Origin of the sequence: Streptomyces sp. NPDC001513, assembly GCF_042894695.1 — a bacterium.
In the GTDB taxonomy this organism is placed as follows: Bacteria; Actinomycetota; Actinomycetes; order Streptomycetales; family Streptomycetaceae; genus Streptomyces.
Genome location: NZ_JBIAVU010000001.1, coordinates 363,094 through 385,399 on the forward strand (window position 1 = coordinate 363,094; position 22,306 = coordinate 385,399).

At 73.2% G+C, this 22,306-nt stretch carries 15 protein-coding genes and 1 pseudogene; 7 read left to right on the forward strand and 9 right to left on the reverse strand.

The features are described from left to right. Window positions 1-39 precede the first annotated feature (39 nt). The 5 genes and pseudogenes from kdpF to kdpA all read left to right on the forward strand — a co-directional run bounded on the left by kdpF (window position 40) and on the right by kdpA (window position 4,869). A complete protein-coding gene (gene kdpF / locus ACFYZ4_RS01805; protein WP_351304624.1) occupies window positions 40-129 on the forward strand; it encodes a K(+)-transporting ATPase subunit F in 90 nt (29 codons plus the stop codon). After that, window positions 129-2,300 carry a potassium-transporting ATPase subunit KdpB gene (gene kdpB, locus ACFYZ4_RS01810; protein ID WP_390782698.1) on the forward strand — a complete coding sequence of 724 codons (2,172 nt, stop codon included), beginning with the start codon at window positions 129-131 and terminating at the stop codon, window positions 2,298-2,300. Before kdpF ends, kdpB begins: the two co-directional genes overlap by 1 nt. A 3-nt stretch (window positions 2,301-2,303) precedes the next feature. Then, window positions 2,304-3,215, forward strand: a complete 912-nt coding sequence (locus ACFYZ4_RS01815) for a potassium-transporting ATPase subunit C (RefSeq protein WP_390782699.1) — start codon at window positions 2,304-2,306, stop codon at window positions 3,213-3,215. A 74-nt stretch (window positions 3,216-3,289) separates the two neighbouring features. Then, window positions 3,290-3,454: pseudogene (locus ACFYZ4_RS01820) on the forward strand (potassium-transporting ATPase subunit KdpA); the annotation flags it as partial. A gap of 41 nt (window positions 3,455-3,495) precedes the next feature. Beyond that, a complete protein-coding gene (kdpA, locus tag ACFYZ4_RS01825) occupies window positions 3,496-4,869 on the forward strand; it encodes a potassium-transporting ATPase subunit KdpA (protein WP_390782700.1) in 1,374 nt (457 codons plus the stop codon). Here kdpA and ACFYZ4_RS01830 read toward each other — a convergent pair. The 3 genes from ACFYZ4_RS01830 to ACFYZ4_RS01840 all read right to left on the reverse strand — a co-directional run bounded on the left by ACFYZ4_RS01830 (window position 4,862) and on the right by ACFYZ4_RS01840 (window position 8,234). Next, a complete protein-coding gene (locus ACFYZ4_RS01830; protein ID WP_390782701.1) occupies window positions 4,862-7,357 on the reverse strand; it encodes a DUF4118 domain-containing protein in 2,496 nt (831 codons plus the stop codon). The genes kdpA and ACFYZ4_RS01830 overlap by 8 nt on opposite strands. 164 nt (window positions 7,358-7,521) lie before the next feature. Next, window positions 7,522-7,743, reverse strand: a complete 222-nt coding sequence (locus ACFYZ4_RS01835; RefSeq protein ID WP_351286718.1) for a helix-turn-helix transcriptional regulator — start codon at window positions 7,741-7,743, stop codon at window positions 7,522-7,524. Then, window positions 7,743-8,234, reverse strand: a complete 492-nt coding sequence (locus ACFYZ4_RS01840; RefSeq protein WP_351286719.1) for a DUF2975 domain-containing protein — start codon at window positions 8,232-8,234, stop codon at window positions 7,743-7,745. The genes ACFYZ4_RS01835 and ACFYZ4_RS01840 overlap by 1 nt, the downstream gene beginning before the upstream one ends. A gap of 177 nt (window positions 8,235-8,411) precedes the next feature. Between ACFYZ4_RS01840 and ACFYZ4_RS01845 the strand changes: the two genes are divergently transcribed. Continuing rightward, the gene (locus ACFYZ4_RS01845; protein WP_390782702.1) at window positions 8,412-10,466 is read left to right on the forward strand and encodes a protein kinase; all 2,055 of its coding nucleotides are present in this window, start codon (window positions 8,412-8,414) and stop codon (window positions 10,464-10,466) included. An 18-nt stretch (window positions 10,467-10,484) separates the two neighbouring features. Here the strand turns inward: ACFYZ4_RS01845 and ACFYZ4_RS01850 are convergent, their stop codons facing one another. The 6 genes from ACFYZ4_RS01850 to mdlC are packed head-to-tail and all read right to left on the reverse strand — an operon-like array spanning window position 10,485 to window position 18,641. Next, a complete protein-coding gene (locus ACFYZ4_RS01850) occupies window positions 10,485-10,733 on the reverse strand; it encodes a hypothetical protein (RefSeq protein ID WP_351286723.1) in 249 nt (82 codons plus the stop codon). Continuing rightward, window positions 10,730-12,709 carry a peroxidase family protein gene (locus ACFYZ4_RS01855; RefSeq protein ID WP_390782703.1) on the reverse strand — a complete coding sequence of 660 codons (1,980 nt, stop codon included), beginning with the start codon at window positions 12,707-12,709 and terminating at the stop codon, window positions 10,730-10,732. The genes ACFYZ4_RS01850 and ACFYZ4_RS01855 overlap by 4 nt, the downstream gene beginning before the upstream one ends. A gap of 10 nt (window positions 12,710-12,719) precedes the next feature. Continuing rightward, on the reverse strand, window positions 12,720-14,114 hold the full coding sequence (locus ACFYZ4_RS01860) for a hypothetical protein (RefSeq protein WP_390782704.1): 1,395 nt from the start codon (window positions 14,112-14,114) through the stop codon (window positions 12,720-12,722). An 8-nt stretch (window positions 14,115-14,122) separates the two neighbouring features. Then, window positions 14,123-15,544, reverse strand: coding sequence for a cytochrome P450 (locus ACFYZ4_RS01865; protein WP_390782705.1), 1,422 nt, complete (start codon window positions 15,542-15,544; stop codon window positions 14,123-14,125). Beyond that, window positions 15,541-16,980 (reverse strand): FAD-binding oxidoreductase, encoded by a 1,440-nt coding sequence (locus tag ACFYZ4_RS01870; protein ID WP_390782706.1) that lies wholly within the window; start codon window positions 16,978-16,980, stop codon window positions 15,541-15,543. The genes ACFYZ4_RS01865 and ACFYZ4_RS01870 overlap by 4 nt, the downstream gene beginning before the upstream one ends. Window positions 16,981-17,024: 44 nt before the next feature. Continuing rightward, window positions 17,025-18,641, reverse strand: coding sequence for a benzoylformate decarboxylase (gene mdlC / locus ACFYZ4_RS01875; protein WP_390782707.1), 1,617 nt, complete (start codon window positions 18,639-18,641; stop codon window positions 17,025-17,027). A 612-nt stretch (window positions 18,642-19,253) separates the two neighbouring features. On the opposite strand from mdlC, the gene ACFYZ4_RS01880 reads away from it, so the two are divergent. Continuing rightward, window positions 19,254-22,280: a BTAD domain-containing putative transcriptional regulator gene (locus tag ACFYZ4_RS01880; RefSeq protein WP_390782708.1), complete on the forward strand. Its 3,027-nt coding sequence runs from the start codon at window positions 19,254-19,256 to the stop codon at window positions 22,278-22,280. Window positions 22,281-22,306: the final 26 nt, after the last annotated feature.

The window sequence follows — 22,306 nt, forward strand, 5'->3', positions numbered from 1 at the left end:
CGGGGGTCCCACACCCATTCCCCTGAGGACGAGGTCTCGATGACCGTCGAAAACACCATCGGCCTGATCGTGGCCGTCGCCCTGCTGACCTACCTGGTCATCGCCCTGATCAAGCCGGAGAAGTTCTGATGTCCGCCCCCGCCCCCACCGTGGCGGATCCGGCCGCCCTGCACGACGTACGGCCTCCCGGAACCGAGCGGCCCCGCCGGATCGGCGCCGGCATGCTCGACCCGAAGCAGTTGTGGCGCGCGCTCCCCGAGGCGCTGCGCAAGCTCAACCCGGTGGCCCTGTTCCGGAACCCGGTCATGTTCGTCACCGAGATCGGCGCCGCGCTCACCACCGGCATCGCGATCTTCGATCCCTCCCTCTTCGGCTGGCTGATCACCGCCTGGCTCTGGCTGACCGTGATCTTCGGCAACCTCGCCGAGGCCGTGGCCGAGAGCCGGGGCAAGGCGCAGGCGGACACGCTGCGCCGCACCCGCCAGCAGACCACCGCACGTCGGCTGACCGGCTGGGAGCCGGGTGCGCGGGCGGGCTCGTACATCGAGGAGACCGTCTCCGCGGGAGAGCTCCGGCGGGGCGACATCGTCTTCGTACCGGCCGGAAAGCTGATCCCCGGTGACGGCGACGTGATCGAGGGCGCGGCCAGCGTCGACGAGTCCGCCATCACCGGTGAATCCGCCCCGGTCATCCGCGAGTCGGGCGGCGACCGCAGCGCGGTCACCGGCGGCACCGGCGTCCTCTCCGACCAGCTCGTCGTACGGATCACCCAGGAACCCGGCGTGAGCTTCCTGGACCGGATGATCTCCCTCGTCGAGGGGGCCAACCGGCAGAAGACTCCCAACGAGCTGGCCCTCAACCTGCTCCTGGTCATGCTGACCTTCGTCTTCCTGGTCACGGCCGTCACGCTCCAGCCCATGGCGATCTTCTCCAAGGAGTCGATGGCCGCAGCGCAGGACACCGCGGCCCTCACCGCCGACGGCGTCACCGGCATCGTGCTGGTCTCGCTGCTCGTGTGCCTGATCCCGACGACGATCGGCGCGCTGCTCTCCGCGATCGGCATCGCCGGGATGGACCGGCTCGTCCAGCGCAACGTCCTGGCCATGTCCGGGCGGGCCGTCGAGGCGGCGGGCGACGTCAACACCCTGCTCCTCGACAAGACGGGCACCATCACCTACGGCAACCGGCGGGCGGGCGCGTTCCTCCCTGTCGGCGCCGTCCCCGTCGGACGGCTGGCGCGTGCCGCGCTGCTCTCCTCGCTCGCCGACGAGACGCCCGAGGGCCGTTCGATCGTCGAATTCGGCTACCACGAGTACCAGTTGACCGAGCGTGTCGTGGCGGGCGCCGAGTGGGTGCCCTTCACCGCCGCCACCCGCATGTCGGGGGTCGACCTTCCCGAGGGCAAGCGGCTGCGCAAGGGCGCGGCCTCGGCGGTCGCGGCCTGGGTGCGCGAGAACGGCGGTGAGGTACCGGCCGCGCTGACGGCCACCGTCGACCAGGTGTCCTCCTCCGGCGGTACGCCGCTGGCCGTGGCGGAGCTGGACGGCGACGGCCCGGCGGAGATCCTCGGTGTCATCCACCTCAAGGACGTCGTCAAGCCCGGCCTGCGGGAACGCTTCGACGAACTGCGCGCCATGGGCATACGCACGGTGATGATCACCGGTGACAACCCGGTGACGGCGAAGGCCATCGCCGAGGAGGCGGGCGTCGACGACTTCCTGGCGGAGGCGACTCCCGAGGACAAGCTCGCCCTCATCAAGAAGGAGCAGGCGGGCGGCCACCTGGTCGCGATGACCGGCGACGGCACCAACGACGCACCGGCGCTGGCCCAGGCGGACGTCGGCGTGGCGATGAACACGGGCACGTCGGCCGCGAAGGAGGCCGGCAACATGGTCGACCTCGACTCCGACCCGACGAAGATCATCGAGATCGTGGAGATCGGCAAGCAACTCCTCATCACGCGGGGCGCGCTGACGACCTTCTCCATCGCCAATGACATCGCCAAGTACTTCGCGATCCTGCCCGCGATGTTCGCGGCCGTGTACCCCGGGCTCGACCAGCTCAACATCATGGACCTGCACTCCCCGCTGTCCGCGATCCTCTCCGCCGTCGTCTTCAACGCGGTGGTGATCGTGGCGCTGATCCCGCTGGCGCTGCGCGGCGTGCGCTACCGGCCGAGCAGTGCCTCCGCCCTGCTGACCCGCAATCTGTGGATCTACGGACTCGGCGGCGTCATCGTCCCGTTCCTCGCGATCAAGTTCATCGACTTCGCCCTCGTCCAGTTCATCCCGGGGATCTGACCCATGAACACACGACTCCCGCACTGGCTGGCGCAGCACGTCGCCGCCGTCCGTGTCGTCCTCGTCCTCACCGTCCTCACCGGCCTCGTGTACCCGCTGGCCATGACGGCCGCCGCCCAGGTCCCCGGCCTGAGTTCCAAGGCGGAGGGCTCGCGGATCACCGGCCCCGACGGCAGCACGGCCGGCAGCTCGCTGATCGGCCAGTCCTTCACGGACGCCGACGGCAATCCGCTGAAGCAGTACTTCCAGTCCCGTCCCTCCAACGCGGGTACGGGCTACGACGCCGGCGCGTCCGGCGCCGGGAACCAGGGCCCCGAGTCCGTGGTGGACACCCTGCCCACCGGCGACGACCCCACCACCGGCAAGGCGAGCCTGCTCACCCGGGTCTGCTCCCGTTCCAAGGCGGTCGCCGACCTGGAAGGGGTGGACGGCGCCCGCCCGTTCTGCACGGACGACGGGGTCGGCGCGACCCTGGGCGTCTTCCACGACGGCGGTACGAGCGGCACCGTCACCCGGGTCGTCAGCCTCAACCAGGCCTGCCCGGCCCTGCCGTTCCTCACCACCTACAAGGGCGTGGCCGTGGAGTGCGCGAAGCCCGGCGAGGACTACAGCCGTGCCGTGACCGTCCCCGTACGCGGAGACGCCCCCGGACACTCGGAGGTACCGGCCGACGCGGTCACCGCGAGCGCCAGCGGGCTCGACCCGCACATCAGCCCGGCCTACGCGGACCTGCAGGTGCCGCGCATCGCCCGGGAGCGCGGCGCCGGCGCGGACGTCATCCGCAAGCTGGTCGCCGAGCACACCACCGGCCGCGCACTCGGCGTGTTCGGTGAGCCGGCGGTCAACGTCGTCGAGCTCAACCTCGCGCTGGACCGCGCGCACCCCTCGAACGACTCGAAGAAGCAGGGGGCCTGACCATGGCGGCCTGGATCCAGGCAACGATCATCCTCGCCGTGGTGGTGGGACTGCACGTCCCCCTCGGCGACTACATGGCCCGCGTCCTCGAAGGAGGCCGGCACAACCGGGCCGAGAAGGCGCTCCACCGCGTCTGCGGCATCAACCCGGACAAGGAACAGACCTGGCGGCACTACCTCACCGCCGTCCTGGCCTTCTCCTTCATCAGCATCGCCGCTCTCTTCACCCTCTTCACCCTCCAGGGCAAACTGCCGTGGTCGACCGGGCACGAGGGCATGCCGTGGCGCCTCGCCCTGCACCGGCCGTCTCCTTCACCACCAACACCAGCTGGCAGAACTACGCGGGTGAGTCCACGACCGGACACCTGGCCGTCATGGCGGGCCTCGGCGTCCAGGCGTTCGCCTCCGCGGCCGTCGGCATCTGCATCGCGCTCGCCCTGGTCCGGGGCCTCGTCCGGCGCAGCACCGACGACCTCGGCAACTTCTGGGTCGACCTGCTGCGCACGATCTTCCGCGTCCTGGTCCCGATCGCGGTGCTCGGCGGCCTGGTCCTGATGGTGGGCGGCGTCGTCCAGGGCCTCGGCGGCGGGCACACCGTCACCACGGTGGCCGGCGGCGCCGAGCAGGCGATCCCCGACGGACCGGTGGCGTCGTGGGAGGCACTGAAGCTCTTCTCCGGCGACGGCGGAGGCGTCTTCAACGCCAACAGCGCGCACCCCTTCGAGAACCCGACCGCGTGGACCAACGCGTTCGAGATCGTGCTGATGCTGCTCGTCCCGACGGCCTGCATCCGCATGTTCGGCCGGCTGATCGGCAGCCTGAAGCAGAGCTGGACCCTCCTCACGGTGGTCGGCATCCTGTTCGCCCTGCTGCTCGCCGCCGGCACCTTCGCCCAGTCGGCGCACACCGGCACGGTCACCGAGGCCGTCGGCGGCCAGTACGAGGGCACCGAGACCCGCTTCGGGATCCCCGGCTCCACCCTCTTCGGGGTGGCGGCCACCGGCAGCGCCGACGGCGCCGCCAACGCCTCGTACGACAGCTTCTCCAGCCTCGGCGGCGGCGTGCTGCTCGCCGCGATGATGCTCGGCGAGATCGCCCCCGGCGGCACCGGCAGCGGCCTCTACGGCCTCATCGTCGTCGTCCTGGTGGCCGTCTTCATCGGCGGGCTGATGGTCGGCCGCACCCCCGAGTACCTGCGCAAGCGCATCGGTTACGCGGAGATGCGCTGGGTCGTCGTGTACGCGCTGATCCCGCCCACCGTGATCCTCGCGTGCAGCGCCATCGCGCTGGCGACGGGCAACGCCCAGTCCTCCATGGGCAACGCGGGAGCCCACGGGCTCACGGAACTCGTCTACGCGTACACCAGCAACACCAACAGCAACGGCAGCGCGATGGCGGGCTTCAACGGCGCCACCGACTTCCACAACGTGCTGATGGTGGTCGCCATGCTGGCGGGCCGCTACCTCCCGATGGTGTGCGTCCTGGCCCTCGCCGGCCGCCTCGCCAGGCAGCAGCCGGGTGTGGTCACGGTCGGCACCCTCCGCGCCCAGGGCGTCAACTTCGTCGTCCTGGCCACGGCGGCGGCCGTGATCCTCGCACTGCTCAACTTCCTGCCGGCCCTCTCCCTCGGCACCATCGCCGACGGACTCATGTAGCGGTCGCGGCGGCGGTCCTGGGGGCCGCCGCCGGAAGCAGCAGCCTGACCTCGAACCCGGTGCCGGCGGCGCCGGGTTCGAGCTTTCCCCCCATGGTCTCCACGAGGTCGCGGGACATCCGCAGGGTCAGGCCGTGGACCGTGCGGGCCGGGCGCGTCCCCGGTGCGGCGCCCTCGGACCCGTCCGCCAGCCGGATCTCCACGAACCCGGGTGGCCGGGCCTCGGCCGTGAGCAGCGCGGTCCGTTCCGGCGGACTGAGCCGCTGGGCCTCGGCCGCCAGCGCGGTCAGCACGCGGGTGAGGACGGCCGCGTCGGCGATCACGTAGGGCAGCCGCTCCGGCAGGCTGCACCGGATCGTCCGGCCACCGGGACCGAGATGGTCGAGAACGGTGGTCACCACCTCGTCGAGGTCGACCGGGCGCAGGTACAGGTCGAGCGCCCCGACGTGCAGACGGCTGACGGCGTCGAGGTCCGAGACGAGCCGGGCCGCCTGGCGCACCGACGACCGGGCCGTGTCGAGGAGGCCGTCCCGCTCCCGGTCCGACAGGGGCCCCCGGAGGTCGGCGAGGGCATCGCCCGCCGCGCGCAGCGGGCCCCGCAGGTCGCGGCTCGCGGTCAGGAGCAGTGCGGCCCGGGTGTGCTCGGCATCGGCGCGCAGGCCCGATGCGGCGTCCTGCGCGGCGAGGCGGCCCTGGGAGTGGGCCATGCCCAGCTGCGCCGCGCACGCGCCGAGGATCCGCTGGTCGTCGCCGCTCAGCGGCCGCCCGCGGGCAGCCAGGGTGAGGCCCTCGCCGGCGGGGCTCTCCACGTCGGCGTCGTACGGGCGCTCCGGCGGATCCGCGCCGGTGCTGGCGACGACGTACCAGCGCGGCTCGGCGGCATGCCCGGTGTCCCTTTCCAGCAGGCTCACCGCGTCCAGGCCGAAGTCCTCCCGTACCTGTTCGAGCAGGGTCGGCAGGTCCTCGCCGTGCATCATGGCGGTGGCCAGCCGGCTCAGCGCCCGGGCCTCGGAACTCGCGCGGACCGCCTGGTACGTGCGGCGCGCGGCCGTACCCGCGGCGAGGCCGACGAGAACGGCCGTGACGACGTAGACCAGCAGCGCGAAGACGTCGGTGAACCGCTCGACGCGCAGCGAGTGCAGCGGCGGGGTGAAGTAGTAGTCGGCGAGCAGCCCGGCGGCGAGCGCGGCCAGCAGGGCGGGGACGAGGCCTCCGACCAGGGCGATGACGACGACGGCCAGCAGATAGAGCACCAGGGCGAGGGCGAGGTCCACGTGTTCGCCCAGCAGCACCAGCAGGGCGGTCAGGGCCGGCAGCGTGAGCGCCGCGAGCAGCAGCGCCGTCCGGAAGCGGCGTGGTCCGGTGGCCCGGCCCGGGTGCGGCAGCCGCAGGGCGGAGGACGACGAGCCGGCGGCCTCCTCGTGGGTCACCACGAGCACGTCGATCGGGCCGGACCGCTGGATCGTCCGGTGCCCCACCCCACCGCGGAGGAAGGTGGAGAACCTGCCGCGGCGGCTCGCGCCCAGCACGATCTGCGTGACGCTCTCGGCCTCCGCGAACTGCAGCAGGGCCTCCGGGACGTCCTCGCCGGTGGTCTGGTGGTAGCTGCCGCCCAGCGACTCCACGAGGGCGCGCTGGGCGGCGAGGGCGGCCTGGTCCCCGCGGACGAGACCGTCGCTCGGTACGACGTGGAGCGCCAGCAGTTCGCTGCCGGGGATGCGGGCGGTGACCCGGGCGGCGCGGCGCACCAGGGTCTCTCCCTCGGGGCCGCCGGTCAGGGCGACCATGATGCGCTCGCGGGTCTCCCAGGGGGCGGTGATGCCGTGTTCGGCCCGGTAGCGCCGCAGTCCCTCCTCGACCCGGTCGGCGAGCCACAGCAGCGCGAGCTCCCGCAGGGCGGTGAGGTTTCCCACGCGGAAGTAGTGGGTGAGGGCCGCCTCGATGCGGTCCGACGGATAGATCTCGCCGTGCAGCATGCGCCGGCGCAGCAGTTCCGGCGGCAGGTCGACCAGCTCGATCTGGTCCGCGCGGCGTGCCACCTCGTCGGGCAGGGTCTCGCGCTGCGGAACGCCGGTGATCTGCCGGACCACGTCGCCCAGGGACTCCAGGTGCTGGACGTTGAGCGTGGTGACGACGTCGATCCCCGCGTCCAGGAGCTCCTCGACGTCCTGCCACCTCTTGGCGTGGCGCGAGCGGGGCACATCGGTGTGGGCCAGCTCGTCCACCAGGGCGACCTGCGGGCTGCGGGCGAGCACCGCGTCCAGGTCCATCTCGGTGAACGTCGCCCCCCGGTACCCCGTGGTGCGCCGGGGAAGGATCTCCAGACCCTCGGCCAGGGCGGCGGTGGGCCGCCGCCCGTGCGGCTCGACGAAGCCGACGACCACGTCCGCGCCGGCCTGCGCCAGGCGCTGCCCTTCCTCGAGCATCGCGTACGTCTTTCCCACCCCGGGGGCGGCCCCGAGGTAGATCCGCAATCGTCCACGCGCCATGGTCGGATTCCTGCCCGGTCGTCACACCCGTCGCCGTCCTCCCCATGGTGCTCCGGCGTGAGCGCCACCGCGCCCGGCCGCCGCCGGCGTCCACACCGGCGGCTGCGGCGATGCAACCTGTCTGTTGGGCGCGGCCGCAGGTCAGGACCACCCGGGCGGGCGCGTCATTCGCCGGCCGCGTCCTCGGTCTCCCAGCGCAGCAGGTCGCCCGGCTGGCAGTCGAGTACCTCGCAGAGCGCGGCGAGCGTCGCGAAGCGCACCGCCTTGGCGCGGCCGTTCTTGAGTACGGCCAGGTTGGCGGGAGTGATCCCCACGCGCTCCGCGAGCTCGCCCACGGACATCTTCCGCCGGGCCAGCATCACGTCGATGTCGACGGCGATCGGCATCAGATCACCTCGTCCAACTCGGCCTGCATCTGCGACGCTTCGACGTCGCGCGCGACGGCCTGGGTGAGCAGCATCCGCAGCACGAGGACGATGAGCGCGACCCCGAGGATGGCCAGGCCGACCCCGCCCATGATGACGGTGACGCCCGGGTCCTCCCGCTGGCCCGGCGCGTTGATGGCCGTGACCGCGAACCACAGCAGGGCAGCCCCCACGATGGCGCCGATCACGCCGTCCACGTACCGGAAGGCGGCGTGGGAGAACACGGTTCCGCGACGCACCATCGTCACCAGCCGCCATACGCAGACCAGGGCGACCTGCGCCGACAGCATGCCCAGGATCGTGATCACGCGCAGTGGGGTCAGCGGGAGCGACCCGTCCTCCGGGTCGTTCCCGCTGACCAGCACCCACACCATCCCCGCCTGCACGCACACGGTGCCGGCGAGCACCACCACGAGCACGGCCCGCAGCGCACCCACGGTCAGCTTTCCCATGACCCCTCCTCACATCGACTTACGATGGGAATCTATCGAATATCGATAGACCAAGCAAGATGTCGGCTCCCACCGCAGGCACCTCTCCGGGTCTCCGCACGGACGTCGCTTGACTGGTGGACGGCGCGACGGGTAGGGAGAGGCTGTTCATTGCGCAAGGTGTGAAACGGGGGACATATGAAGCCGCTCGAAACGGGCGATCCCACCTCGCTCGGCGAGGGCCGCTACCGGCTGGTGGGACGGCTCGGCCAGGGGGGCATGGGCGTGGTCTACCTGGGCCGTTCCCAGTCGGGCCGGGCGGTCGCCGTCAAGGTCGTACGTCCCGAGTTGAGCACCGAGCCCGGGTTCAAGCGCAGGTTCGCCGACGAGGTCGCGGCCGCGCGGCGGGTCGGCGGCTTCCACACCGCGCCGGTGGTCGACGCCGACCCGGACGGGGAGCCGGCCTGGCTGGTGACGGCCTTCGTACCCGGCCCCACCCTGCAAGCGGTGCTCGCGCGCGTCGGATCGCTGCCCCTGGACACGCTCACCGTGTTGGCGGCCGGCCTGGCCGAGGCACTCGAGGCGATCCACCGGGCGGGGGTCATCCACCGCGATCTCAAGCCCGCGAACATCATCGTCGCGGAGGACGGGCCGCGCGTCATCGATTTCGGCATCGCGCGCGCCCTGGACGGAACGGCCCTGACACAGACCGGGCTACAGGTCGGCACGCCGGGATTCCTGGCACCCGAGCAGCTCACCGGCGGGGGTGCGGTCACCCCGGCGGTCGACATGTTCGCTCTGGGGGTGGTGCTCACCCAGGCGGCGGGCGGCGCCCCCTTCGGTGACGGCCCCTCCGCGGCCAGGCACTTCAAGGTGGTCTACGAGGAGCCGGACCTGACCGCGGTGCCCGGTGATCTCCGCGAAGCCATCGGCGCCTGCCTGTCCAAGGACCCGGCGGCGCGGCCCACCCCGGCCGCCTTCCTCGCCACTCTCACCGTCCGCCACCCGGACGGCGGCTCCTGGCTGCCGGAGGCGGCGACACAGCTGCTCCCGCCCCCGGAACCGGCGGTGCGTCCCACCGTGCCGGACGGCCCGTCGGACACCGCGCAGGACCTCGCGGAACCGGACGCCGTCCCGCCCGTCGTCGCGGAGCCCCGTACGGAACAGCCGCGCACCGTGACGGGACCCGCGGCGCGGCTCTCCCCCACCCCTACCCCCGCGACCGCCCCCGCGCAGGTGCCGCAGGCGGTCGCGGAGAAGCCCGGGCGGCGCCGCACGGTGGTGGTGGCTGCGGTGCTCGTGGCGTCTCTCGCGGTCGTCGGCCTGTACGCGTGGCAGCCTTGGACCGACTCCACCAAGGACAACTCCAAGCCCGGCGCCGCCACGCCCACGGGATCCGCCCCGGCCCCCGTCCCGGCCGCGTTCCCGGCCGAACCCGTGCTGATCCGGCAGGACACCGCCCCGGGCTGGCCCGGGACGTGCCACAGCGTCATCGCCCGCCGGGACGCCGCGGCGGAGAAGCCCGTGGGGCTCATCACAGGAGGCGCAGGCGCCTGCGACACCCTGCCCCAGTGGTCCCCTGACCGCAGGTCGTTCGCGTTCACCCGCAGCACACCCGAGGGCACGACCGTCTGGACCGCCCGGGCCGACGGTTCGAACCCCCGGCGGATCACCACCATCGCCGGCGGCAGGGTGTCCTGGTCGCCCGACGGCAGCCAACTCGCCGTGCTCCGCAAGAAGGACGGTGTCCAGCAGCTGTTCGTGGTCGACGTCGCCGACGGATCGGCTCGCCAGCTCACCTCGGGCGGGGGCCAGGTCGAGGATCCCGCGTGGTCGCCGGACGGCAAGAGCATCGCGGTCTGCCTGCAGACGGCGCCCGAGAACTGGCAGATCCACCTGGTCGACCCCGCCGCCCCGAACCGGGCCCCGCAGCAGGTGACCCGGCTGCCCCATCCGGCACTCGACCCGGTGTGGTCACCCGACGGCTCCACCTTCGCCTACACGGCGGGGACCTACGGCACGGGCACTCAGGGCGACATCCGCCTCGTGGACGCCGACGGCAGTGACGATCGTGAACTGATCGCCACCGATGCCCACGAGATGGACCCCGCCTGGTCCGTCGACGGCACGTGGGTGGCCTTCGTCCGCGGCCCGTACGAGAAGCCCGTGATCTGGGCCGTGCGCGCGGACAAGACCGGCGAGCGCACGCTCACCACCGGCGGCGGCGCCGAGGGGCATCCCTCCTGGCGCTGAGAGGAGGGGCGCCCCCCGTCAGCGAGGACGCTCGTAGGCCTCCAGGTGGGTCGCCGAGAGGGTCAGGCCGTCCGCGGCCGCCGTGCAGCGGGCGGCCAGGGTTTCGACGCGGTGGCGGAAGGCTTCCGCTTCCGGGCCCTGCCAGGTGAGGGCCTCGGCCGAGGCGCGCAGGCGGTCCGCGTGGGCGCGCAGGGCCGCGGAGTGGGCGCGCAGGCCGGTCACGGGGGCGTGGCGGTGTTCGGACCGGGCGGCCGGGATCGTGGTCACAGGGACCTCCACGGGGCGAAGGCGTTGGTGACCCCGGCCAGGGCCGGGGCGAGTTCGGGGTGGTGGCGCAGCAGTACGGTGACCATGGAGTTGCGGTCGACCCACTCCAGGCCCTCGGCCGTGTAGACCTCGGGCCGGTAGTCGGTCGTGAAGAAGCGGTCGCTCTTCAGCCGCCGGCTGGCCATCAGGATGAAGATCCGGAAGAGGGAGTCGCTGAAGGCGAACCCGGCGGGGCGGGGCTCCGCGAGGTTCCCGACCAGGGTATCGACCCGGTCGAGCCTTCCCTCGTACAGGTCCCTGAGCAGCGGGGTGTCCCCGGGGTGGCCTCCGGTGAGTTCCTTGAAGGAGGCGACCGGGCGCTTGCGCAGCATCTGCCGGTAGGCGTTGTAGCGCGGGATGCCCCGCTCGCGGTCGCGCAGGACGTCGACGGTCCCGAGGTCGACGTGCTCGCCGGAGAGCCGGGCGAGGTTGCGCAGCGCGTCCGGGTGGTTGTGCAGGACGAGGGCGCCGGGGTGCTCGGTCCCGAAGGTGTAGAGCAGGTCGCTCATCCCGTACGCGTCGACGGCGCTGCGGGTGGTCGCGCCCTGCATGTCGTCGAAGCCGATGACCTCGCGGACGGCCCCGCGCGCGTGTTCGCGCACCGTCACCTCGTCGGGGATGAGGGGGTGCAGCCGGTAGGCGGAGACGAACTCCTCCGTCATCGAGTACGGCGCCGCGTGGTGGTCGGTCGGCGAGCCGAGGATGCCGCTGAGCATCTCGCCGCTGCCGATCCGGCCGAACCGCTTGGAGACCCAACGGGGCAGCACGCCGTACCAGTTGGCGTCCATCGCGCGTTTCAGCACGGGGGTGTCGAGGACGCCCGGGGTCCACTCCACCGTGTGGATCTTCGCCATCAGCGCGGTGTTGACGAGCCGTGCCGTGTGGAAGAGCCGTTCGTCGTCCCAGGTGGGGTGGTGCGAGCGGACCTGGTCGCAGATCGCGTTGTGTTCCTTCGCGAAGAGCGTGTGGAGCAGGGAGAGACCGGTCCAGTAGTCGCTGTTCATCCCCGTGGCGTCGAGGCAGGCCAGGTCGGGTCGGGGGTCGGAGGGCAGCCGGCCGTCCCGGACGATCAGGTGTCCGTGCTCGGCGGTGCGCAGGGACCGGCAGCGGGCTTCGTCCGAGCCGTAGATCTGCGAGCCGTCCCACCAGTGCGTGACGGTGTTCTCGTACGTCGGCGGCGCGTCCGCGGTGGTGTGGGCGACCGGGTCGGGGCGCGTGCGGTTCACCCGCATCGGGCAGGCGCCGCCCGCCCAGTCGTCGTCGGCGGCGAGCGGGACGGTGAAGGGCTCGGCCTCCTCGTTGTCCCCGTGGTTGGCCCAGCCGTGGTTCTGGAACTGGATCCACGCGGCGGCCAGCAGGTTGAGGGTGGGGGCGGGGGTGAAGCCGTTGGTGCGGGCCAGCAGTTGCCTGCTGATCTCGCGGGGGCTCGGAGTCATGAGGTCTTCGTCGGAGTCCGGGAAGACCATGTGCAGCGGGGCGTTGCGGTCGAGCCGCGTTCCGACCCTGCCCATGTCGATGTCGTCCGGGTCGTAGCCGGAGCCGTCGTACGAGCGGTGGGGCGCGAGGCCCTGCGTGGCCCGGCGGGGGCGTTCGCCGCCGGCGCCGAAGGTGTCGTACAGGTTCTTGCGGCGCAGGTCGTCGCGGAGCACCCGGAGGTTCAGCATGGCGACCGGACCGGGCAGTTCCCACCAGTCGCGCGAGCGGTTGATCCGGTCGAAGGCGGCCGAACCGAGGCGCTCCAGGAGGCCGGGCGGGCCGTAGGGGGCGGGGCGTCCGGCCTGCGCGGGCAGGGTCGCCGGGCGTGTGGCGGTCTCCGCCGTCACCGCCCGGCCGGCGGTCCCCGCCGCTCTCGTCGTGCGGGTCGCGCCTGTCGTGCGGGGCGTGTCCTTCGTGCCCGCGGTGTCCGCGGTGCCCGCGGTGTCCGTCGTGTCGGTCATCAGGAGGTCCTCAGCGGTCGTAGAGCTGGAAGAGCCGGGTGTCCGTGACCCGGCCGCGGAACCGGGTGAGTTCCGCGTCGACGTGGGCGCTCGCCTCGGGCACGTCGAACCGGAGGTTGTGCTCGTACCGTTCGGCCGCGTGGCACAGCGGGAAGGCGTGCGTGTCGTCGGTCCAGGTGAATTCGGTGAACTGCGCGGGCAGGGCGTACGGGGAGACCGAGGAGCGCCCTTCCAGGCTCGGCACGACATCGTGCTCGTTGATCAGCGAGCAGACCCGGGTGGCCGGGTCCGCGGGCCGCTTCCCGTCGATGGGCGAGCCGACGGCGACGACGTGCGTGACCCGGTACAGCGCGCAGAACTCCCGGTCCGCGGCCAGGTTCATCGCGGTGATCCCGCCCAGACTGTGGCCGACCAGCGCGATCTCGGCGCCCGTGGGAACCGCCAGCCGCAGGGCCCGCGCGGTGGCCCTGGAATAGGGGGTGCTGGGCCTGGCCACCGCGTGGACGGCGCCGAGCAGGTCCTGCGGGCTCTCGTTCCGCACCCCGTCCGTGGACATTCCGGCGAGCTGGACCACGTACCGCGTCACCCCGTCGGGGCCCGACACGCGCTGGACGAGCAGGACGCCGCCGGTGCCGACCGTCCCGATGTTGCCGAGGTACCCGCCGATGGTGCCGGAGGTGTCGAGGCGCTCCAGCAGACCCGGCTCGGGGGACTTGGGCTCGGCGCGGCCGGGCCCCCGGTCCAGGAAGGCCCAGACCCGGCTGCTGACGCCCATGACCGGCTCGGCGGCGGTCAGGGTCCGGCCGGTGGCGATCTCCCAGCCGGCCTCGTCGTTGAAGGGGTTCTCGTCGGTCAGCGCGTTCCACGCCAGGATGTCGGCGAAGGACGGGGCGAGCAGCGCGAAGGCGCGTTCGGCGCCCTGGCTGCCGATGATCCGCTTGAAGGTACGGACCGCCTCGCGCTGCCGGTCCTGGTCGACGGCCCTGAGCACGTGTGCGGTGTCGGGGTCGCTGAGCAGCTCGGGATGGGCGACGGCGGCTGCCCGGATGCGGGCCTTGAGACCGGTGACGGCGAGGCTGACCGCCAGGCTCTCCCGGCTGGTGAGGACTCCGGCGAGCCGGCCGACGCGGGCGACCCCGCGGCCGTCCGCGGCCCAGCCCAGGCCCTTCGGGTCGCTGAGCGTACGGAGCAGGGTGCGCAGTGCGGTTCGGGCGCGGCCGGAGGTGCCCAGGGCGGCCAGCGGCAGCCGGCTGCCGAGGGCCAGTTCGGAGGCGTGCCGGGAGGCCTCGCGCACGGCGTCGGCGGCCTCGGCCAGGTCGCGGCAGAGCTGGTGCAGGCCGGCCACGTCCGGGTCGCCGCCGACGGGGGCGGATGCGGTGGAGGGGGCGGTGACGGCTTCGGGCACGGGGGGACTCATTCCGGGTCTCGGCGGTGGGCCAGCCGCAGCCGCATCGCGGCCGTGTCCAGCGTTCCGGGCAGCGGGCGGTGCGGGTCCACGGCGGGGCGGCCCCCGACGATCCGGTGGCTCCGCAGCACTTGCGCGCAGACGGCCGAGGTCAGGAGCAGGGCGAGCTGGTCGCCGGGGCAGCGTCCGCCGCCGTGGCTGAAGGGCGCCATCCGGGTGTCCCCGTCGGCGTCCGGCTCGAGCCAGCGGCCGGGTACGAAGAGGTCTCCGGCCGGTACCTGGTCGGGGTCCCGCTGGTGGAAGCCGATGGGGACCAGGACGGAGGTCCCGGCCGGGTAGCGCACCCCGCGCCACTCGGTCTCGGCGCGGGTGACCCGTACCAAGTCGGGGACGAGCGGATAGAGCCGCACCGATTCCCGTACGCAGGCCCGCAGCCGGGGCAGTCCGGGGGCGCCGGTGATCGCGTCCTCGTACGCGGCGTCCTGCTCGGCCGGGTGGCCGGCGAGCAGCAGCAGGGTGCGGGCGACGACCGGGGCGGCGACGTCGATGGCCAGCAGCCAGTGGTGGACCTGGCCGAGCGGGTCGGTGCCCTCGGGGGCGGGGTGCGCGAGGGACCGGGCGACGAGGGTGTGGTCGGGTGCGTCGGCCGCGTACGCCGCGATCCGCTCCGAGGCCTTGGCGTACACCGCCCGGTTGGCCTCGGCGCGGCTCTTGCGCAGGCCCATCCAGTTGCCCTCGTCGCGCAGGGTGCGCAGCCGGCCGGCCAGCTCCCCGTCGTCCGCGGCCCTGTCGCCGAGGACCACCCGGCGGGAGATCCGGCCGAGGCAGCGGCGCACCCGCTCGAAGTCGAGGACGGCGTCGGCGGTGAGCAGCCGGCTCTCCTCCTCGACGACGGCCTGGTACTGCGCGCAGGCGGGGTGGACCGGGCTCTCCCACGCGAGGGCCTGGTCGTTGACCTTCCGCCGGTTCTCGCGGAGGTCGCCGTGGGAGCAGATGACGCCGGTGGGCTCGACGCCGATCAGGCCCTTGAGCTTGTCCTCGGCGTCCATGGCGAGGGTGTGTACGGGCTCCTCGAAGAACTGCCGGATGTCCGCCGGGTCGAACAGCACCAGCATCTGTCCGGAGAGCCCGCGCACGGTGACGGGGGCGCCGCCGTGCCGCTCGCGCATGGCCCGCAGGGTGGCCGCGGACCAGCCGTACTGGTCGAGGGCGGCATACGCCGACACGACCTTGAACCGGGGGCTGACGACACCTCGGATGAAGACGGGCAGGGTGTGGGTGGCGACGAAGCGGGCGGTCTCGGCCAGGCCCGCGCGGGCCTGGCGGGCGGTGCCCGGCGCGGGGACGGTCGGGATGTCCGTCGGACTCCCGCTTCCGCTTCCGCTCCCGACTGCCGTCACCGTGTCGCTCTGGGCATCGGTCCCGGTCATGCCTCGACGACCTTTCCGGGGTTCAGCAGGTTCCTCGGGTCGAAGAGCCGCTTGAGTCCGCGCTGCAACTCCAGGCTCACCGGATCGAGTTCGCGGGCCAGCCAGTCGCGCTTGAGGGTGCCGATGCCGTGCTCGCCGGTGCTGGTGCCGCCGAGGGCGAGACCGGCGGCCATGATCTCGTCGTACGCGACCTGGGCGCGGCGGAACTCCTCCGGGTCCGACTCGTCGAAGACGACGGTCGGGTGGAGGTTGCCGTCGCCGGCGTGCCCCAGGGTGAAGATCCGCAGCCGGTTGCGGTGGGCGATCTCCTCGATCGTGCCGATGAACTTGGGGAGTTCCGAGCGGGGTACGGCCACGTCCTCGATGAACGCGGTGGGTTTGCCCCCGAGGGTGGCGGCGAAGGCCCCGAGGGCGGGGGTGACCAGCCGCCTGGCCTCGATGACCTGTCGGGACTCCTCGGGGGTGGAGGCGGTGTGGACGTTCTCGGCTCCGGCCTCCTTGCAGAGGAGTTCCATCGCGCGGAGGTCGCCCGCGGGGTCTGTCGTATCGCTCTCGACGATGAGGGTGGCGGCGCTGCCGGGTCGCAGCAGCGCGTGTCCGTAGTCGGCGACGGCCCGGGACGTGGCCCGGTCCAGGAGTTCGAGCGCGGAGGGGATGTGGCCGGCCGCGGTGATCGCCGCTACGGCGTCCCCGGCAGCGGTGAGGCTGGGGAACTGCGCGAGCAGCGCGAGCGCGGCCGGGCGGGCGGGGCGCAGCGCGAGGGTGGCGCCGACGACGACGGCGAGGGTGCCTTCCGAGCCGACGATCAGCCGCGTCAGGTCGTAGCCCGCGACGCCCTTGGCGGTGTCGCGTCCGGTGCGGGTGCGCCGGCCGTCGGGCAGGACGAGGTCCAGCCCGAGTACGTAGTCGGCCGTGACCCCGTACTTCACGCAGCAGATGCCGCCCGCGCCGGTGGCGATGTTGCCGCCGATGGTGCAGCGCTCCCAGGAGGCGGGGTCGGGCGGGTAGGTCAGGCCGTGCTCGGCCACGGCGTCGTTCAGGTGCTTGGTGACGACTCCGGGCTCGCAGCGCACGAGCCGGTTGGCCGGGTCGATCTCGATGATCCGGTCCATCCGGGCGGTGGAGAGGACCACGCAGCCGTCGATGGCGTTCGCGGCGCCGGCGAGTCCCGTGCGGGCGCCCTGCGGGACGACGGGGACGCCGAGTTCGTACGCCGTGCGCAGGACGTGCGCGACCTGCTCGGCGTCGTGCGGGAGGGCGACGACCGCGGGGGTGCCCGCTTCGGAGAAGGGTGCCGCGTCGCGGGTGTGGGCGGCGAGCGCCTCGGGGTCGGTGCGCAGGGCGTCGGCGGGCAGCCCGGCGCGGAGCCTGTCGAGGAGCACGGCGGAGGGAGCGGAGGGATTGGGGGTGGTGGGGGCAGTGGGGCTGGTGGGCATACCGGGCCTTCTGGAGGTCGTGACAGTGCTCGTGGCGGCTGTGCTCAGAGGGAGGGGAGCTCGGTGGTGATCGGTACGTCGATGAGCACCGGTCCGTCCTGCTGGGCCGCCGAGTCCCGTACGAGTTTGGTGAGTTCACCGGCGCCGTGGGCGGTGTGCGCGCGGACGCCGTAGCCCGTGGCGATCGCGGCGATGTCCAGGCCCGGGATGTCGAGTCCGGGGGCGCCCTGCGCGTGCTCGATCTGCGCGAACCACTGGAGGATCGCGTAGCGGGCGTTGCTGAGGACGACGAAGGTGACGGGGACGTTGTAGGTGGCGGCGGTCCACAGGGCCTGAACGGCGTAGTGGATCGAACCGTCGCCGATGACCGCGACGACGGGCCTGTCGGGGGCGCCGAGCTGTGCTCCGACGGCGGCCGCCGCGCCGAATCCGAGGCCGCCGCCGGCGGAGAAGAGGTACGAGCCGGGGGTGCTGATGCGGGTGGCCTCGTGGAACTGCGGGACGTTGGAGGGCGATTCGTTGACCCAGAGGGTGTTGTCGGGGGCGCCCTGGGCGATGGCGGCCATGGCGGCGAGGGGGGTCAGCACGCCCTCGGGCCCTTCGGGGATCCGTGCCCGCTCGTGGGTCCGGGGGGCCGGTCCGCCGGGCGGGAGCAGGTCGGCGAGCCGCTCGGTGAGGGCCCGGGCGGACAGCGTGAGATCGGCGACGACCGCGTCCCCGACGGGGGCCCTCGCGGCCTCTTCCGCGTCCCGGGTCAGCAGGATCAGCTCGGCGCCGTCGGGCAGGTAGGAGCCCGGAATGTAGGGGTAGTAGCGGAAGACGGGCGCGCCGATGACCACGACGAGGTCGTGGCCGGACAGCTGCCGGGTGAGCGGGCCGATGGCCGGGACGAGTTCCCCGCGGAACTGCGCGTGGTCGCGGGGGAAGGCCACGCGGGCGGAGACGGGGGCCGCCCAGACGGGCAGGCCGGTGCGTTCCGCGAGTGCGACGACCGCGTCCCAGGCGCCGGACGCGTCGACGTCGTCTCCGACGACGAGGACGGCCGAACGGGCTCCCGCGATGCGGTCGGCGAGGTGCCGCACGGTCTCCGGAGCGGGGCCGGTGGCGTGGGTGACGCGGCGGGCGGCCGCGGCCTGGGCGCCTCGGTCCTCGGCCTCGGTGAGCTCGGCGTCGAAGTCGTCCATGGGGAGGGAGACGAACACCGGCCCGTGCGGCGGGGTTTCGGCGAGCTGGACGGCGCGGGCGAGCGCGGGGGCCACGTCCGCGGGGCGCGGGGGCTCGTACGCCCATTTCACGGCGGGCTGCGGGAGGAGCGTCGCCTGGGGGTTGGAGAGCAGGGCCTCCATGGTGAGCATGGCGCGGACCTGCTGGCCGGCGGTGACCACCATGGGGGTGCGGTTGGCGCGGGCGTTGAGGATGGCACCCATGGCGTTCCCGGTGCCGGGGCCGGTGTGCAGGTTCACCAGGGCAGTGGTGCCGGAGGCGAGGGCGAAGCCGTCGGCCATGCCGACGACGACGGCCTCCTGGAGGCCGAGTACGTACCGGAAGTCCTCCGGGAACTGCTTGAGCATGGGCAGTTCGGTCGATCCGGGATTGCCGAACACCGTGGTCATGCCGCGGGCCCTCAGCACGTCCAGGACCGCTTCTCGAACCGTGCGCATGTGTGAACCCTTCCACCCAGCCGGCAACACTGACGGTGATCAAGACAGCACGCTCCGTGGATCTTGGCAAAACCGCTCCATCGGGTGAAACGGCCTGCTATGCCCACGCCGCAGAGCGCGTGAGGGCACCGCCGCGACCGTTCCCCCGTGTTGACGCCGCGTCCACCCGACGCCGAGCACGTCCCCCGCAGGGGACCTTCGGCCCCGTGACGCGGACGCCGGAGCAGCCCGACGCGCCGAGTGGAGGGCGAAGCCGATCGACCACAGACACAGCACGCCGATGGCGATCTTTCCCGGCAGCCCGACGGCGTCGCGGAGCCCGGCCGGCTCCGGCTGATTCACCTCGGGCGCGTGCACCGGCCGGGGTGAGCCGTGCGCGGCCGCCTTCGCACCAGCCGTGTACGCCCTCCGCGAGAGGCCGGTACGAGCTCCACCGCGGGGACGGCACGACCCGGCGCCCCCGTCGCACGCCGACGGGCCCACCGGCGGCTGCGTGGCACTGCGCGCCGGGCACGGTCCGGATTCCGCCCTGTCCGCCCCGAGTCCCCTCCAGTATCTTGATCACCGCGTTGACGACAGGGGGTGGACTCAATGCCCGGGGGGGACCTGCCGATGACCGAGTTCCGGTTGCTGGGACCGGTCGAGGCGTGGCGTGGCGAGGGGCAACTGACCATTGCGGGCAGGAAGCCTCGGGCACTGCTCGCGGCACTGCTGCTCGAGCACGGACAGGTGGTGTCGGCCGAGACGCTGATCGACAGGGTGTGGGGCGACTCCCCTCCCGACAGCGCGAGGACCCTCGTCCAAACGTATGTGTGGGTACTGCGCCGCGCCCTCGGTGATGTGATCGAGAGCAGGCCGGCCGGGTATCGGATTCGGGTGGCACCCGCCTGGACAGACCGGGGCCGCTTCGCCGAACTGGCCGCCCGGGGAAGCGCGGCGGCCGCGGACGGCCGATACGCAGAGGCCGCCGCGCTGTTCACCCAGGGCCTCGACCTGTGGCGTGGTCCGGCTCTGGGCGGGATCGGCGATGCCCTCGGCGTCGCTGCCGCCGGCCTGGACGAGGAACGCCTGGTCGTCATGGAGCAGCGGGCTCAGGCACAGCTCGACGCGGGCACACCTGTCGTCGTCGCCGAGCTGCGGGCCCTCGTCGCCGCCCACCCGACGCGCGAGCGCGCGAGGAAACACCTCATGCTGGCCCTGCACCGGGCCGGCCGACATGCGGAGGCCCTCGAGGTGTTCGCGCAGGGCCGGCAAGCACTCGCCGACGAGCTCGGCGTCGAGCCCGGTCCGGACTTGCAGGCCCTGCACGTGTCGATCCTCCGGGCGAGCGACGACCCCACCGGCCACGCGTCGGCCCTGACGGTCGCGCGCGGCGACGAAGCGGGCTGCGAGCACGGTGACAGCGTCCCGGCATCGGTGCCCGTGCCGGCTCTCCTCCCGCCGGCCACGGCGGACTTCACGGCCCGCGCCCGGCCTCTGGCGGAACTGGTGCGCCACCTCGTCGGCGCGGGCGGGGACACTGCCTCCACCCGTACCGCCCTGCCCGTCTGCGTCATATCCGGTACCGGCGGGGTGGGCAAGTCCGCGCTCGCCGTCGAAGTCGCGCACCGGACGGCCGAGGCCTACCCCGACGGCCATCTCTACGCGGACCTGAGCGGCGCCACCACCGCCGCCACCCCCGAAGAGGTGCTCGCCCGGTTCCTGCGGGCCCTCGGCCGACCAGTCCCCGACAGCCTGCACGAGCGCGTGGACCTGTTCCGCACCACCCTCGCGGGCCGCCGCATGCTGCTCGTACTGGACGACGCCGGCTCCGAGGCGCAGGTCCGCCCCTTGCTGCCGGGCGCCGCCTCCTGCGCCGTCCTGGTCACCTCCCGCAGCAGGCTCCCCGCGCTGACGGGTGCGCACCGCATCGAACTCGATGTCCTCGGGCCCGCCGAGGCCGTCGCCCTGCTCGCCAGGGTGGCCGGAGCGGAACGGGTCGCGGCCGAGCCCGCCGCGGCCGAGTGCATTGCCCGGCTGTGCGGCCATTTGCCGCTCGCCCTGCGGACCGCCGGGGCGCGCCTGGCCACGCGCCGCCACTGGACCCTGCGGACCCTGGTCGAACGGCTCTCGGACGAGTACCGGCGCCTCGACGAACTGGCCGTGGGAGACATCGCCGTCCGTGCCAGCGTGGCTCTCAGCTACGAAGCCCTGGACGACGGGGCCCGCCGGGCCTTCCGGCTCCTGGGCGCCCTCGGCGTCCCGGACTTCGCGCCCTGGCTCGTGACGGCCCTGCTGGACACCGACCCCCGCACCGCCGACGACGCCGTCGAACGGCTGACCGACGCCCACCTGCTGTCCGTCGTGTCGGGAGGACGCGGCGGCGGGCTCCGCTACCGGCTGCACGACCTGCACCGGGTGTACGCCGCCGAGCGGGCGGCCGCCGAGGACGCTCCCCGGCTGCTGAGGGACGCCGCCACCCGCGCGCTCGGTTCGTGGCTCTGGCTCATCCGCCGGCATGCCGCGGCCGCCCCCTCCGGCGAGCTGGAGATGTGCGCCCACTACACGACGGCGCGGGCCGGAGCACCCGTCGCGGAGGACGCCGCCGCCTGGTACGAGTCCGAGGCGGCGGCCTTGGTGGCCGCCGTGGAGCGGGCCGCGGCCCTCGACCTCGCCCTCCCCGCACGCGAAGTTGCCCTCGCACTCGGCTCCTCCTCCTTCGGCGTGGCCAACCGCTTCGAGGAGTGGTGGCGTACGCACGACGCGGCGATCGCTGCCACCCGGCGTGCCGGGGACCGCTCCGGGGAGGCGATGCTGCTCGCCGGTCTCGGACAACTGCGCTACTCCCAGGACCGCTACGGCGAGGCCCTTGCGTACTTCGAACAGGCCAGGGCCCTCGTGGAGAAGACGGACGACCTGCGGGGCCTGGCCGTCGTGCTCGCCGGGACGGGCAGCGTCCACCGTGAACAGGGGCGGTTCGCCGCCGCCCGCGCCGCGCTCTCCCGCGCTGCCGAAGGGTTCCGTGTCACCCGCGACGATGCCGGGCTGGGATACGCCTCCCGGCTCGCGGCCTCGGTCGACCTGGAGCAGGGCCGCCACGAGCAGGCCCTGACGACGCTCGAGGAAGCGCACCACGCGTACCGTCGCCTCGGCAGCCGCCGGGGGGTGGCGCTCACGTTGCGCACCACGGGTCTGGTCCACCGCGCGCTCGGCGACCACTCTGTCGCGGAGCGCCTCTTCGAGCAGGCGCTCGGGATGCTGCAGGACCTGGGCGACGAGCTGATGATCGCCTACACCCGGCTGGCCCTGTCGAAGACCCGGATCCGCCTCGGCACCGCCACGCTGCCTCCGCTCCTGGACGCTCTGGCCGTCTGCCGGGCCCACCACGACACCCTGGGCGAGGGGATGGCGCTGCGCACGCTCGGCGAGTTCCATCTCGCGGCGGGCCGCCCCGGGCAGGCCGCAGGGCCGCTGCTCCATGCCCTGCGCGTCTGGGAGCCGCTCGGGGTACCGCTCTTCAGGGCGCGGGCCATGCGCGATCTCGCAGAGGTGCGCGAGGCGGAGGAGGCCTACGCGGAGGCGGCCGCGCTCCGTGCCGACGCCCTGGCCGTGTTCACCGAGCTGGAGGCGCGTGAGCAGGCGGAATCACTCGTGTGGTGAGCCGGGCGCCGGCGCGCCCCGGTACG

Coding starts and splice junctions, on each gene's coding strand:
- ACFYZ4_RS01845 (WP_390782702.1), top strand. CDS start 8,412: ATGAAGCCGCTCGAAACGGGCGATCCCACCTCGCTCGGCGAGGGCCGC.
- ACFYZ4_RS01840 (WP_351286719.1), bottom strand. CDS start 8,234: ATGGGAAAGCTGACCGTGGGTGCGCTGCGGGCCGTGCTCGTGGTGGTG.
- ACFYZ4_RS01880 (WP_390782708.1), top strand. CDS start 19,254: ATGACCGAGTTCCGGTTGCTGGGACCGGTCGAGGCGTGGCGTGGCGAG.
- ACFYZ4_RS01855 (WP_390782703.1), bottom strand. CDS start 12,709: ATGACCGACACGACGGACACCGCGGGCACCGCGGACACCGCGGGCACG.
- kdpB (WP_390782698.1), top strand. CDS start 129: ATGTCCGCCCCCGCCCCCACCGTGGCGGATCCGGCCGCCCTGCACGAC.
- ACFYZ4_RS01815 (WP_390782699.1), top strand. CDS start 2,304: ATGAACACACGACTCCCGCACTGGCTGGCGCAGCACGTCGCCGCCGTC.
- ACFYZ4_RS01865 (WP_390782705.1), bottom strand. CDS start 15,544: ATGACCGGGACCGATGCCCAGAGCGACACGGTGACGGCAGTCGGGAGC.
- ACFYZ4_RS01870 (WP_390782706.1), bottom strand. CDS start 16,980: ATGCCCACCAGCCCCACTGCCCCCACCACCCCCAATCCCTCCGCTCCC.
- kdpF (WP_351304624.1), top strand. CDS start 40: ATGACCGTCGAAAACACCATCGGCCTGATCGTGGCCGTCGCCCTGCTG.
- mdlC (WP_390782707.1), bottom strand. CDS start 18,641: ATGCGCACGGTTCGAGAAGCGGTCCTGGACGTGCTGAGGGCCCGCGGC.
- ACFYZ4_RS01830 (WP_390782701.1), bottom strand. CDS start 7,357: ATGGCGCGTGGACGATTGCGGATCTACCTCGGGGCCGCCCCCGGGGTG.
- ACFYZ4_RS01835 (WP_351286718.1), bottom strand. CDS start 7,743: ATGCCGATCGCCGTCGACATCGACGTGATGCTGGCCCGGCGGAAGATG.